Source organism: Rhodococcus sp. FG69 (genome assembly GCF_057808915.1).
In genome coordinates this window covers 288,998-302,903 of sequence record NZ_JBMDIX010000001.1, presented here as the reverse complement: position 1 = coordinate 302,903, position 13,906 = coordinate 288,998, and the positions used below count along the sequence as shown (strand labels likewise).

Below are 13,906 nucleotides of genomic sequence, written 5' to 3'. Positions count from 1 at the left end.
AACAGCAGAAATGGGCAGGACATTCGACACTGTCGATCTCGGCACTCCCGAGGCGGAATGGAGCGTCTGGAAACAGACGTTCCCGCAGCTCGACCTCACTCGGTGCCGCGAGCTGATCGTCGTCGCACCGCACCCTGACGACGAGGTGCTCGGCGTCGGGGGCCTGATGTCGATGGCTGCAGCTGCGGAGATACGGGTATCGGTCGTCGCAGTCACCGACGGCGGCGCGTCGCATCCCGGTTCGCCGACCATGACGCCCGATCAGCTGACCGAGGCCCGGCCGAGGGAAGCGCAACGCGCGCTGCGGGAACTCGGACTGGACGTCGATCCGATTCGACTCGGTTTTCCGGATGGAGAGCTCCCCGAGCACGAGGAAGAGTTGACTCGGTCGTTGACCGAACTTCTGGCCGGCAGCCAGGGCACGTGGTGTCTGACTCCGTGGCGGGGGGATCGTCACCCTGACCACGAGGCGACGGCACGCGCGTGCCTCGCCGCAGCCAAACGCGTCGGGATCGCGGTCCTCGAGTACCCGGTATGGATGTGGCACTGGGCACACCCCGACGATGCCGAGGTGCCGTGGGGCCGGGCGCTCGGCGTCGATCTCTCCAAAGGCACAGTGGAATCCAAACGACGTGCGGTCGAACACTTCACGACACAGATCGAGCCATTGTCCGAGCACCCGGCCGACCGCGCGATCCTGCCACCACACATTTTGGAACGGCTGCTTCGCAACCGCGAGGTGGTCTTCGCATGAAGCGCTACCTCTTGTGACTGTAGAGACAGTATGACTCTGGACCAGAACTACTTCGACGAGGTTTACACCGACAACGCCGACCCGTTCCGGCTGGGCGACAACTGGTACGAGGACCGCAAGTACGCCCTCACCGTGGCTGCTTTGCCCCGTGCACGGTACCGCCGCGCCCTCGAACCAGGATGCTCGATCGGAATCCTGACCGAGAAGCTCGCTGCACGCTGCGACGCGCTCGTCTCCACCGACATCGTCACCTCGGCTCTCGCATCTGCCGGGGCCCGAGTCGACTCCGAGCACGTGCGATTCGTCGAGTGGTCGCTGACGGAGTCGTGGGATGTTGTCGCCCAGGGCGAAACGTTCGATCTGATCGTTCTCAGCGAAGTCGGCTACTACCTGGACGAGCTCGATCTCCGCGCTGCACTCGACACCGCGATCACCCATCTCGAACCATGCGGAACACTGCTGGCCGTGCACTGGCGGCATCCCGTCGCAGACTATCCACAGTCGGGTGACGAGGTCCACGGGATCATCGCTGCAACCGACGGATTGGTCCGAATAGGCGGATATGTCGACGAGGATGTGATACTCGAAGTGTTCGCGGCTTCGACCGACAGACCAGACTCGGTCGCGAGAATCGAGGGCCTGGTATGACTGGGGGGACCATGACCGACGAGACATCGACTGGCAAGACATCGACGAACACCCACGACGGTGGCGCCCTCGAATCCCTCCTCGGTCCCGACAGCCTGAACACCGACTTCGCGCCCATCGTCGACCTGCTGACCCGGGAGGTCATCGGTTACGAGGCCATCGTCAGCGGGCCTGCAGAGTCCGCGTTCGCGAACCCCGCTGCGCTGTCCTCGGCGGCACGAGCCATGGATATGACCGTCGATCTCGATCTGGTTCGATGGTCGGGAGCGGTCGCCGGCGCAGCCCGAATCGAATCGTTGCAGGACTTGCCCCTGTTCATCGCAATCGATCCGGACACGCTTCCGCATCTTCCGGACCGGGGAGAGGTAGCTGCGGGTACCGCCGTTCTTCAACTCGACGAGACATCGTTGATCCGCAGGCCCTCGCAGTTGCTGCGGGCCGTGGCGGATGTACGACGACTCGGCTGGGCGATTGCCGTCGACCATGTCGGCGTGCGCCCGGAGTCGCTGGCTTTGCTTCCGCTGCTGGAACCCGATGTCGTCAAGCTCGACCGAACCCTCATCACGCGCAAGCCGAGCAGATTCACAGCGCGAGTGGTCAACGCCGTGGCCGCGTATACCGAACGCACCGGTGCCATTGTCATGGCCGAAGGAATCGACACCGAGGACAGCATCGGCACAGCTATCGCATTGGGCGCCCGCGTCGGACAGGGGAAGTTCTTCACCGACCAGAATCCGGTTCCGGTCGAGCAGTCGAAACGCCTGTCGCCGTTGAACTTTCGAACATCCCCGGGGCGCGGATCACTGCCGAGATCGTCCCCGTATCAGCTGGCTGCGGTCGGGAGGGTGTCGAAGCCGTCCACCAAGGGTTTGTTGGTCGAAGTAAGCAAGGGGCTCGAATCGATCGCCAGCCAAAGCCTTCAGACAGCAGTGATCCTGGGCTCGTTCGAGAAGCGGGAGCACTTCACCGCGCTCACTGCCCGACGCTGGGAAGTCATGGCGTCGAGGGCCGCACTAGTCGGCGCCTTGGCCGTCGGCATCGATGCCGAGCCGGCGCCCAAGGTTCGTGGCGCCGACCTGGCGGCGGACGACCCGGTGCGCGAGGAATGGGTGGTCGTCGTACTCTCGCCGCATTTCTCGGCCGTACTCGCGGCGAAGGACTTGGGCGACACCGGTCCCGATATGGACAGGCGCTTCTCGTACGTGCTCAGTCACGACCCGGCACTGACGGTGGACTGCGCGCGCAGCCTGCTGCTCAGATTGCCCGTGGAACGAACCGGTCTCTAACGCTCCGCGCCCGCGGTGACGCCCTTACCTGCATCGGCGCCCTCACCTGCATCAACGCCCTTACCTTCACCGACGACTTTCCCCGAGCCGATTCCTTTTCCTGCTTCCGCACTGTTCTCGGCGTCCGCGACGACCTGGTGCGCGAGATCGGCGAGACGGGTATTGGTGTCCTGCGACAGCCTGGACAGCAGCGCGAACGCGGCCTGCGCGCCGAGTCCGTAACGTTCCATCAACATGCCTTTTGCCTGACCGATGACATCGCGGGTGGTCAGAGCCGCACGTATCTGCTGCTCCTCCCGCGCACTCGAGAACGCAATCGCGGCATGCGCGGCGAAGAGGGCGCCGATCGATTCGGCGTCATCACCGAATGCGCTCACCCGCGTCGAGTGCAGGTTGAGCGCACCGAAGTTGTAGCCCTCCACGTACAGCTGGAAACAGATCATGCTCTTGACGCCCAACCGGGACGCTTCCGCCGCGAAGCGCGGCCAGCGATCGTCGCGGTCCATGTCGTCGATGCGGATCGTCCTCTGCTCGATGGCCGACTCCAGGCACGGACCCTCGCGCAGCGTCTCCTGCAATGCGTCGCACTCCGCCGCCAGCTCGCCTGCCAGGGCCGCGCTGTGCACGAACTGGCCGCGCAGCACCGTGGTAATGCTTGCCGATTCCGCCGCCGGAACGTTCATGACCGCGGACTCGGTGATCGCGAGGAGAGTGCGATCCGGGTCGCTGTGCTCACGGCGCAGCGCCCTGGCCACCGAAGCCATCCGCTGCCCGAAGTCGGGGGCAGGCGCAGGCGTCGGGACAAGGGGTGGGTCGGGGTCGACGACCGTCGCCGACTGCATGCCTTCATCGAGACTCTGCTCGCTGATGGGAACCACCTCCGCCGAAGCTCGTCCCGGCCGGTGGCCGGGAGGCAAACAATACCCTCGTTCAGAGAGCACTTGGCGCAATGAGCTGGTGAGCGAACCGCATCTTGTCCAGCACGGTCGGCGGCAACACGAACGGATACAGGTCCTGATGCCCCATCGATCGGTTGATCTGGTTGAGCGCCCAGGAAAGCGGCAGCCACCATTCGATGATCTGATCGAAGCCGACGTCGCCCGGCAGCGGGCTGTCCAGAGTCGAGCCTGCAGGCGCCATACCGAACGCCGCGGCGGTGTCGAGCGTGTCCCTGATGTGCAGGTAGTGCGCGAACGTCTCGGCCCAGTCCTCGGCCGGGTGCATCGTCGCGTACGACGAGACGTAGTCGTCCTCCCAGTTGTCGGGAGCTCCTTCGTTGTAATGCCGGTCGAGTGCAGCTTGGTAGTCGTCGTCGGGGTTGCCGAACAACTCCTCGAAGCGTGGCCGGTTCTCACCGGTCCCGACGAGAACCATTTGGTAGTAGTGGCCGATTTCATGCCGGAAATGGCCGACGAGCGTCCGGTACGGCTCGGACATCGACACTCGCAACTGCTCGCGGTGGACGTCGTCGCCCTCCGCAAGATCCAACGTGATGAGACCGTCCGCATGGCCGGTCATCACCTGGGTGTTCGCACTCGACAGTAGATCGAATGCCAGTCCTGTCGCGGGATCCTCGTCGCGTCCGACGATCGGCAGCCCCAGCTCGGTCAGCTCGAGCACCACCCGACGCTTGTTGGTTTCGGCGTCCGCGTATGCCGTCATCGCATCGAGGTCGTCGTCAGCGGGTCGGGTGTGGGTCAGCCTGCACGAGACGCAGAGCTCTTCGCCCTCGTCGGTATCGACGAGCCAGTTGCACTTCGCCGTGCTCAGGTTGCCGCACACTTTCCACGCGGTGCCGTCGACCTCGACCTCGGCAGTACCGTCGTCGGCCTTGCCCGGGAGCACGAGGAGGGATCGCGAGGGGAGGTGGAAGCCGAGAGCACTGTGGCAGTTGAGACACAGCGAGTTCTCGAAGGACAATTTCTGACCGCATTTGCGGCAGATCAAGGCACGCATGATCCCGACTTCCTGAAATTTGATGCTTAGTGAGCAGAACGATCAATGGTTGCCTGTGAATACGTCGGCAACGCCATACATTCCCTACTCGGTGGGTCACAGAAACATCACGATTACATAACGCAAACGAGCTTCGATGGAAGCAATCTCTGCAATACCGCGTTGGCTTCCTGTGCGCGGCTCCCGGACTGCTGCAAGAGTAGTTCACGCGACTGGGCCACCGGAGGGGATTTTCACACCATGAGCACGACCACGATCCCTGGAGCGGTTCGACGATGACAGACATGACGCCCGCTCTCTCGCCGGCTCGGCGGTTCGCCCAGCGACTCACCGATGCCCGGGGAGCCAGGAACAGCGAGACACTCGCGGCTGGATTCCTACTCGCGGCCACTGTCGCCGCACTCCTCTGGGCCAACTCACCGTTCGGCGAGACCTATCAGACCTTCTGGCACACGGAACTGTCGATCTCCGTCGGCAACCACGGAATCTCACTCGACCTTGCACACTGGGTCAACGACGGACTCATGGCCCTGTTCTTCTTCGTCGTCGGCCTGGAGGTCAAGCGTGAGTTCGCGATGGGCGAACTCACCGATCGCTCCAGAGCCAGCATCCCCATCGTCGCCGCCCTCGCCGGGCTCGCGATTCCTGCGCTGCTGTTCCTGGCACTCAACCCCTCCGGCGAGGCGTCCGGCGCATGGGGCGTCGTCATCTCGACCGATACCGCATTCGTTCTCGGCGCCCTGGCAGTGGTCGGGCCGAAGAAGGCAGCACGATTGCGCATCTTCCTGCTGACGCTTGCGGTCGCCGACGATGTGGGGGCATTGGCGATCATCGCGTTCTTCTACACCGACAAGCTCGAAATCTTACCTCTTGCACTGGCATTCGTCGGACTGGCAGTCATCGCCCTGCTCCGACGACTCGAAGTCTGGCGCGGCATCGGATACTTCGTCGTCGCGATCGCGACGTGGGTGGCCTTCTACGAATCCGGCGTCCACCCGACGCTGGCAGGTGTCATGATCGCACTGATCCTCCCGGTGTACCCACCACGGCGAAGCGAAGTCGAACGCGCCTCGGACCTCACTCGCGCGTTCCGACAATCGCCCAATCCCGAATACGCGCGAGCCGCCAGACTCGGACTCGACCAAGCAGTGTCGGTCAACGAGCGCCTGATGCGGCTTTACCAGCCGTACACGGCATTCATCATCGTGCCGATCTTCGCGCTCGCCAACGCGGGCGTCGTATTGAGCGGTGAGACGCTCCGGGCGTCGGCCACCTCACCCCTGACGTGGGGCATCATCGTCGGCCTCGTGCTGGGAAAGCTCGTCGGAATCACCGGCGCTGCAGCACTGTTCGCCAGGATGAAGCCGTCGGCACTGGCCCCTGGGTTGACCCTCTCACACATCGCCGGTGGTGCCGCACTGTCGGGGATCGGCTTCACGATCTCACTGTTCATCGTCGACCTCGCCCTCGACGACGAACTGCTCGCCGACGAGGCACGTGTCGGCGTGCTCGCCGCATCGGTGATCGCGGCGGCACTCGGATGGCTGCTGTTCCGGATCGACGCACACATTCATCCGCCGCGGCAGGAGACGTCGCACCGCATCCTGCGTCCGGTCGACCCGAAACGCGATCACATCCGCGGGCCGGTGGACGCGCCCCTGACGATCGTCGAGTACGGCGACTTCGAATGCCCGTTCTGCAGCAAAGCAACCGGCAGCATCCGAGAGGTTCGGATGCACTTCGGTGACGACGTTCGCTACGTGTTCCGGCACCTGCCTCTCGACGACTACCATCCGCATGCGCGATACGCGGCGCACGCCAGCGAAGCAGCAGCCGCTCAGGGCAAGTTCTGGGAGATGGCCGATGTGCTGTTCGCACACAGCGACGCACTCGAACCCGACGACATCGACGGCTACGCGCAAGAACTCGGACTCGACGTGGAACGGTTCGAGGAGGATCTCCGCACCGGCGACTACGTGGTGCGGGTCGAAGACGACGAACTCGATGCCGCGTCCAGTGACGTAGACGGAACCCCGACGTTCTACCTCGGCCTCGGTGACCGAAATCTGATCCGGCACACCGGACCGTACGACGCCGCGTCGCTCATCCGAGAGTTGGAGGCGTACCGGGTGTGATGCGGCGGCCCCCGGTGCGGCCCGGTGCGGCTACTCCACCCGATTTCCCTGCTCGTCCCAATGCTCGGCAACCTTCTTCGACGGCTGAACACGAGGCGGCTCACCGGGCATCTTGGGGTAGTCGGGTGGAAAATTGAGTTCCCCGCCAGGCAGGGTTTCCCACAGGGTCAGCAGCGGGTCGAGCGAATAAGCCGAGGCATCCATGTCCTCCCACGGGTCCCCGTCCGCGAGATGATCCGCCACGGTCACCAGATTGAAGTCTCGGGGATCGGTGACGGACGCCAGTTGCGACCACGTCATCGGCGTACTCACCGGCGCACCCGGCCTGGCCCGCAAGCTCCAGGCACTCGCGATGGTGCGGTCACGGTTGTTCTGGTTGTAGTCCAGGAAGATGCGTTCTCCGCGTTCTTCTTTCCACCATGCGGTCGTGACGCCGTCGTCTCGACGCTCCAGTTCACGGCCGAGCCCGATGGCTGCGTGCCGCACTTGCTCGAACGTGTAGTCGGGTTCGATCCGGACGTAGATGTGAATCCCCCGGTTCCCACTCGTCTTGGGGTACCCACGAAGACCCAACTCCTCCAACAGCTCGCGAGTCACCTCCGCCACCCGCTGAGCGTCTGCAAACGAAGTTCCAGGCTGGGGGTCGAGGTCGAGTCGGAGTTCGTCGGGATGGTCGACGTCCGGCCGGCGCACAGGCCACGGATGGAACGTCAGGGTGCCCATCTGCGCAGCCCACACCGCGGCAGCGGATTCACTCGGGCACAGCTCGTCTGCGGTTCGCTTGCTCGGAAAGGCGATCTTGACCGTCTCGATCCAGTCGGGAGCCCCCTTGGGCAGGCGCTTCTGATAGAAGCCGTCGCCCTCCTTGTCCTGCGGCCCCACCGCAAGTCGCATTCCGTCCCGGTAGCCGTCCGGCCACCGTTCCATGGCGGTCGGACGTTCGCCGATCGCCCGCATCAGCGGTTCACCGATGGCTGCGTAGAACTCGCAGACCTGCAACTTGGTGATCTGCGGTGTCCGGTCGGTGGCTTCGTAGATGATGCGGTCCGGACTCGAGACCCGCACCTCGCGCCCGCCGGCATCCACGAACGCCGGCGGCGTCTTCCCGGCCATCTAGATGCCTCCGGCAATGACATCAGCGACGTCGTAGCTGACGGGGACTTCGAGTTGCTCGTATGTGCAGGACTTCGGATCACGGTCCGGACGCCACCGCAGGAATCGTGCTGCGTGACGGAGCCGTTCACCTTCCATCTGGTCGTAGGCGACTTCGACGACGCGTTCGACGCGCAGCGGAACCCAGCTGCGATCCTCGTTCGATGTCCACCGATTGGCCTCCGCCGACTTCGGCTCTTCACCGGTGCGAAGCGGTTGCAGCTCCTCGAGGATTTCCACTCGACGCTTGTCGGTGAAGGCCGAGGCCCCTCCGATCATCCTGAGTTCGTCACCGTCGTACAGACCGAGAAGAAGTGACCCTATTCCATTGCCGGACTTGTGAATTCGATAACCGATCAAGGCGCAATCCGCCGTTCGTGCGTGCTTGATCTTGATCATCTCACGCTTGTTCGGCAGGTACACACCGTCGAGCTTCTTTGCGACTACACCATCGAGCCCGGCGCCCTCGAACCTTTCGAACCAATCCTGCGCGGTTGCTGCATCGTCGGTGGTACTGGTCACCTGGCAGCGGTCGCCGCCACTGAGCACCTCCAACAACTGTGCCCGACGCGTGCTGAACGGCTCACCCATCAGATCCTTCGTCCCGAGGGCCAACAAGTCGAAGCCGACGAACATCGACGGTGTCTTCTCGGCCAGCATCTGTACACGAGAGTCGGCGGGGTGAATTCGCTCCGACAGAGCATCCCAATCGAGCCGAGTCCGACCGTCGATCTCACGCGGAACGACGATCTCACCATCGACGACGACCCGCTCCGGCAGCTCTCGGCGTATGGATTCGACCAGCTCCGGGAAGTAGCGGGCCAGGTCCTTGCCGCCGCGGGAGCCGAGAATCACCTCGTCGCCGTCGCGAAAGACAATTGCTCGAAATCCGTCCCATTTGGGTTCGTACGACCACTGCGGCGGTCCGTCGGACGGTTGAGCGGGCACGATCTTGGCTGCTTTGGCGAGCATCGGCGCGAGCGGCCACGAAATCGGTAGGTCCACGACGTCAATACTGCCTGACCGACCACGGGTTGGATGGAATATCTTTCACCCCCCGAAATCGGCGCAGAAGGGATATTTTTACTGGGCTCCCATTTTGTTGAAGACTCCCGAAGATCAAAGGACCGATCGTGACCCCCCTCTATCGCACGCTCCGCGGCGCAGCGCTCACCGTGATGGCCTGCAGCGCCCTTCTGCTCGCGGGCTGCAGTTCCGACGTCACTCCGCGCGCAATTCCAGCTTCCGACGACGTCGTGACCTCCTCGTCGAGCACCGCCCAGACCACTACGAGCGCCGCACCGTCCGGCCGGGGAGGCGACGACGTAGACATCGACATCGATGTGGAGATCGGCGAATGCGTCGAACTCGGTGGCACGATGACGGCAGCAACGATCGACAACGCGACGTGCGGTAGTCCCGACTCCAATTACAAGGTCGTCGGCAAAGCACCGACCAACGCCGAGTGCGTGTCGGACGTGGACCAGTACTACTACGAGACCTTCGACGACGTCGAACAGGGTGCATTGTGTCTCGACGTCGACTGGGTAGTCGGTGGATGCATGGACTTCCCAGTCGCCGATGACCCAGAACGCGTCGAGTGCAGCTCACCGGGCTTCGACACCGTCAGAGTTGTCGAGATATTGGAAGGCACGACTGAAGTGAACGACTGCGCATCCGATGCGACCAGCGGGTTCTCCTACGACGAACGAAACTTCATCGTCTGTGTGGAGGATATGTAGAGCACTGCCTCGCGTCCTCCCCGGCGATCTGTACTCACGAGCAGGTTTAGGCTTGTCACCTAGCCCCGCTATCGAAGTACAGGTCAGGAGTGTCATGTCGACCGAGAACGATTCACCGGACATCAAGCCACGGAGCCGCGATGTCACCGACGGGTTGGAAAAGACCGCGGCCCGAGGCATGCTGCGAGCCGTCGGAATGGGCGACGAAGATTGGTCGAAGTCGCAGATCGGCGTTGCATCGTCGTGGAACGAGATCACCCCGTGCAACCTGTCTCTCGAACGCCTCGCCAAGGCCGTGAAGGTAGGGGTCCATGCAGCCGGCGGCTTCCCGCTCGAGTTCGGCACCATTTCGGTGTCCGACGGCATCTCGATGGGCCACGAAGGAATGCACTTCTCGTTGGTCTCACGTGAGGTCATCGCCGACAGCGTCGAAACCGTCGTCAGCGCCGAACGCCTCGACGGATCAGTGCTTCTCGCGGGCTGCGACAAGTCCCTTCCCGGAATGCTGATGGCCGCGGCTCGGCTCAACTTGGCGAGTGTCTTCCTGTACGCCGGTTCGACGCTGCCCGGTTTCGCAACCCTGTCCGACGGCAGCGAGCACCAGGTCACCATCATCGACGCGTTCGAGGCGGTGGGCGCATGTTCACGTGGCTTGATGTCACGCGAAGACGTCGACACCATCGAACGTGCAATCTGCCCCGGCGAAGGCGCCTGTGGCGGGATGTACACCGCGAACACGATGGCCAGCGCAGCCGAGGCACTCGGTATGTCTTTGCCCGGCAGCGCGTCTCCGCCGGCACCCGACCGTCGACGAGATCAGTTCGCACACGCGAGCGGCGAAGCAGTGGTGGAGCTGCTGCGTCGCGGCATCACCGCTCGCGACATCATGACGAAGGAAGCATTCGAGAACGCCATCGCGGTCGTCATGGCCTTCGGCGGCTCGACCAACGCGGTTCTACACCTGCTTGCCATCGCACATGAAGCAGAGGTGGAACTGACGCTCGACGACTTCACCCGCATCGGCTCCAAAGTTCCCCACCTCGCTGACGTCAAACCGTTCGGCAAGCACGTCATGACCGACGTCGACGCCATCGGCGGAGTACCGGTCGTCATGAAGGCGCTGCTCGACGCCGGGCTCATGCACGGCGATTGCCTGACCGTCACCGGAAAGACCGTCGCCGAGAACCTCGCTCACATCGCCCCGCCCGATCCGGATGGCAAGGTTCTACGCGCGATGAGCGAACCGATTCACCCGACGGGAGGCATCACGATCCTCAAGGGCTCACTTGCACCAGGTGGAGCCGTCGTGAAGTCCGCCGGCTTCGATTCCGACGTATTCGTAGGCACTGCACGGGTCTTCGAACGCGAACGTGCAGCGATGGACGCACTGGAGGATGGCACCATCGCCGCAGGCGACGTGGTCGTCATTCGCTACGAGGGCCCCAAAGGTGGACCGGGCATGCGTGAGATGCTGGCCATCACCGGTGCGATCAAGGGCGCAGGCCTGGGCAAGGACGTTCTGCTCCTCACCGACGGACGCTTCTCGGGAGGCACCACCGGCCTGTGCGTCGGGCACGTGGCACCCGAAGCCGTCGACGCCGGCCCCGTCGCCTTCGTGCGCGACGGCGACCAGATCCGCCTCGACGTCGGCCAGGGAACACTCGACCTGCTCGTCGACGACGCGGAACTCGAAGCACGCAAGCAGGGTTGGGCTCCACTCCCGCCCCGCTACACCCGCGGAGTGTTGGCCAAGTACGCCAAGCTCGTCGGGTCGGCGTCGGAGGGTGCGGTGCTGATCTAGGCGGGTGCTGCCGACCCCCGGGATCGCTTGAATGGTCCATCCATACGATCAGATGGCTGCAAAGGTCCATTCAAGCGGTCCGGGCGCGCGCCCGAAACTACAGCGGCATCGCCCAGACCGAGCTCGACCGCTCCTCGAGCTCGGCGCGCCTACGGTAGACCGAGTCGCCGTACTCGTAGAAGTTCACCTGGCTCGACCGGCTGACGGGTTTGGGTGCACGCCGCATGACGGGTAGTTCGGCGAGATCGAGTGCAGCGTCGAGTTCCTCCTCTGCCGATTCTCGACGCTTTCGGGCGATGTCGGCGAGAGCAAGCTGGTGGATATTCAGGTGGCCGGACTCTTCCAGCGCCGCCTCTTCTACGGCGGCAGCCTGAACCTCGAACACCTTTGCCGCCAGCTGGTAGATGCTGGGTCGGGCGATTTCGTCTTCAGCCAAAAATATTGCAGCAGGCCCAGTTTCGATATTCAAATGCTTGGCGACGACCGGCTTGTCGGGCACGATGAGCGCATGCTTCGGGGCCGACGGCTGCTCGAGGAGATGCTCGAGCTCGGCCACTTCCCGAGCGGCCTTCCGGTCGAACCCGACGGTCGCTGGCCCAGCCGGCGCTGGTTCGTTCTCCGCGAAGGCCGCCGGCACGACGGAGAGCGCCGGCGTCGCTCGCCTGGTCGGAGCGGGGAGCAGAATTCCGACGATCACCGCACCCAGCGCGAAGACGACGGTAGCGATCAGCGAGGTGTGCGTGACAGCACCGACGAACGAGCTGATCGCATTGGCCTGCAAGTTGTCTGCGTAGCCGGAGAGAAATGGGTTCTCCCGCATGATGTCTGCGACGATGACGGCTCCCGCAACCGAGTCACCTGACGCCTCGATTGCCTGCGCCGCCTGCGCTGTCGGCTGACCGTCCGGTCCCTTGCCGGGGAAACCAGCCAAGAAATCGACGATGCCGCCGCGGTAGGTCGTCGCGAGGACGGATCCGAGGATTGCGATTCCGAGTGAGCCGCCAAGTTCGAGAGCGGTGTCGTTCAGTCCACCGGCTACGCCCAGCTTGTTGTCCGGAAATTCGGCCATGATGGCATCGGTACACGGTGACACGCTGAGCCCGATGCCGATTCCGAGAAGCGCGAGTACGGGTACGAAGTCCATATATGTTGCAGTGGTGTCGATTCCGAGCATGGACACCACCGAGAGCGTCCCGACGACCATGCCCGCGGTAACGGTGTACTTCATGCCGACTTTGGGCGTCAGCCACTGGGTGATGCCGGATCCCACGAACACGGCGCCGGCGAGGGGTAGCAGGTGCACTCCCGTCGACACCGGACCGAAGTCCAGCACGAACTGAAGATACTGCGCCACATAGTAAATGACACCGAAAGTGACGAGGAAGAACAGCAACACAGCCAACACTGCACCGCTGAGCATCCGCGAACGGAAGACGCGAACGTCGAGAAGTGGGTTGGGATGCCGCAACTCCCACGCGATGAACGCGCCGATGCTCAACAGGCCGACGACAGCGAAGTACGTTGGCCCGACACTCCATCCGAAGTGCATTCCCTCGATGATCGCGTAGACGACCGTCGATACCGCAAGCACCGACAGCAAGCCACCGAGCCAGTCGACTCTACCGGGATCCACCGCCCGAGACGGGGGCACCAACGCGATCGCGGCAACGATAGCGAACACCGTGATCGGAACGTTGATGAGAAAACTCGAACCCCACCAATAGCTTTCGAGTAGCCAACCGGCGAGTAGCGGACCCATCGCGATAGCCAAGCCCGAGGTAGCCGCCCAGATGGTGACGGCGGTTGCGCGTTCGCGCTTGGGGAACGTCGCGACGAGAAGCGACAACGTAGCGGGCATGACGATCGCGGCGGCGACGCCCATCACTACTCGAGCAAGGATCACCCCGACCGTGGCGTCGGTCAACGCACCCGCAACCGAGCCTGCAGTGAATATCAGCAGGCCGAGTAACAGCGCGCCGCGACGAGAGTACTTGTCCCCGATCACCCCGAACAGCAACATCAATGCCGCATACGGCACGGTGTAGCCGTCGATGATCCACTGCAGGTCACTGCTGGACAGATTCAGATCCAACGTCATTGCAGGCGCGGCGACCAGCAACGATGTGTTCGCCATGACGACGACCAGCAAACTCAGGCACAGCACCCCCAGCGCGGCCCAACGTTTCGCGTACGGTCTTTCCATCTCCTGGACAGGAGTCATCGCAAGCAGTGTCATGTGTGTTCCCCCCTATGCACCACACGCGACACACCGCGCGCAGTGCTGTGCAGCCTAGGAAGGTTGCGCTGGAGTGCGCAATTGTTTGTGGCGCCCGTTACACACGAGAACACCGGGATGACAGCCAGTGCTACCTCCGGATACGAATGTGCCACCGTGTCAATCGAACTGACGCGGTGGCACATTGATCCGCCGA

The 13,906-nt window shown here is 63.5% G+C and carries 11 protein-coding genes; 6 read left to right on the top strand and 5 right to left on the bottom strand.

The genetic code is table 11. The features are described from left to right. The first annotated feature begins 10 nt into the window (after positions 1-10). From ACODSO_RS01450 to ACODSO_RS01440, 3 genes are read left to right on the top strand one after another with little or no spacing between them, the layout of a single operon-like run. A complete protein-coding gene (locus tag ACODSO_RS01450; protein WP_489034481.1) occupies positions 11-754 on the top strand; it encodes a PIG-L deacetylase family protein in 744 nt (247 codons plus the stop codon). Between the two features lie 30 nt (positions 755-784). Continuing rightward, positions 785-1,402, top strand: coding sequence for an SAM-dependent methyltransferase (locus tag ACODSO_RS01445; RefSeq protein WP_489034480.1), 618 nt, complete (start codon positions 785-787; stop codon positions 1,400-1,402). Positions 1,403-1,413: 11 nt separating this feature from the next. After that, the gene (locus ACODSO_RS01440; RefSeq protein WP_489034479.1) at positions 1,414-2,688 is read left to right on the top strand and encodes an EAL domain-containing protein; all 1,275 of its coding nucleotides are present in this window, start codon (positions 1,414-1,416) and stop codon (positions 2,686-2,688) included. On the opposite strand, the gene ACODSO_RS01435 is transcribed toward ACODSO_RS01440, so the two are convergent. Both ACODSO_RS01435 and ACODSO_RS01430 read right to left on the bottom strand, forming a co-directional pair. Then, positions 2,685-3,566 (bottom strand): ANTAR domain-containing protein, encoded by an 882-nt coding sequence (locus tag ACODSO_RS01435; protein ID WP_489034478.1) that lies wholly within the window; start codon positions 3,564-3,566, stop codon positions 2,685-2,687. The two genes, ACODSO_RS01440 and ACODSO_RS01435, sit on opposite strands and share 4 nt — an antisense overlap. Before the next feature lie 52 nt (positions 3,567-3,618). Beyond that, on the bottom strand, positions 3,619-4,644 hold the full coding sequence (locus ACODSO_RS01430; RefSeq protein ID WP_489034476.1) for a zinc-binding metallopeptidase family protein: 1,026 nt from the start codon (positions 4,642-4,644) through the stop codon (positions 3,619-3,621). 275 nt (positions 4,645-4,919) lie between these two features. On the opposite strand from ACODSO_RS01430, the gene nhaA reads away from it, so the two are divergent. Beyond that, positions 4,920-6,779 carry a Na+/H+ antiporter NhaA gene (gene nhaA, locus ACODSO_RS01425; protein WP_489034474.1) on the top strand — a complete coding sequence of 620 codons (1,860 nt, stop codon included), beginning with the start codon at positions 4,920-4,922 and terminating at the stop codon, positions 6,777-6,779. A 30-nt stretch (positions 6,780-6,809) separates the two neighbouring features. Here the strand turns inward: nhaA and ACODSO_RS01420 are convergent, their stop codons facing one another. Together ACODSO_RS01420 and ACODSO_RS01415 are read right to left on the bottom strand one after the other, a co-directional pair. Beyond that, complete coding sequence (locus tag ACODSO_RS01420; RefSeq protein ID WP_489034472.1) at positions 6,810-7,892, bottom strand: DNA polymerase domain-containing protein; 1,083 nt, start codon at positions 7,890-7,892, stop codon at positions 6,810-6,812. Next, positions 7,893-8,936, bottom strand: coding sequence for an ATP-dependent DNA ligase (locus tag ACODSO_RS01415; RefSeq protein WP_489034470.1), 1,044 nt, complete (start codon positions 8,934-8,936; stop codon positions 7,893-7,895). A 128-nt stretch (positions 8,937-9,064) separates the two neighbouring features. Here ACODSO_RS01415 and lppU point away from each other — a divergent pair, with 128 nt between their 5' ends. Both lppU and ilvD read left to right on the top strand, forming a co-directional pair. Next, a complete protein-coding gene (gene lppU / locus ACODSO_RS01410) occupies positions 9,065-9,673 on the top strand; it encodes an LppU family putative lipoprotein (RefSeq protein ID WP_489034469.1) in 609 nt (202 codons plus the stop codon). Between the two features lie 94 nt (positions 9,674-9,767). Continuing rightward, positions 9,768-11,474, top strand: coding sequence for a dihydroxy-acid dehydratase (gene ilvD / locus ACODSO_RS01405; protein ID WP_489034467.1), 1,707 nt, complete (start codon positions 9,768-9,770; stop codon positions 11,472-11,474). A gap of 97 nt (positions 11,475-11,571) precedes the next feature. Here ilvD and ACODSO_RS01400 read toward each other — a convergent pair whose 3' ends face one another. Further along, on the bottom strand, positions 11,572-13,695 hold the full coding sequence (locus ACODSO_RS01400; RefSeq protein ID WP_489034465.1) for an MFS transporter: 2,124 nt from the start codon (positions 13,693-13,695) through the stop codon (positions 11,572-11,574). Positions 13,696-13,906 lie beyond the last annotated feature (211 nt).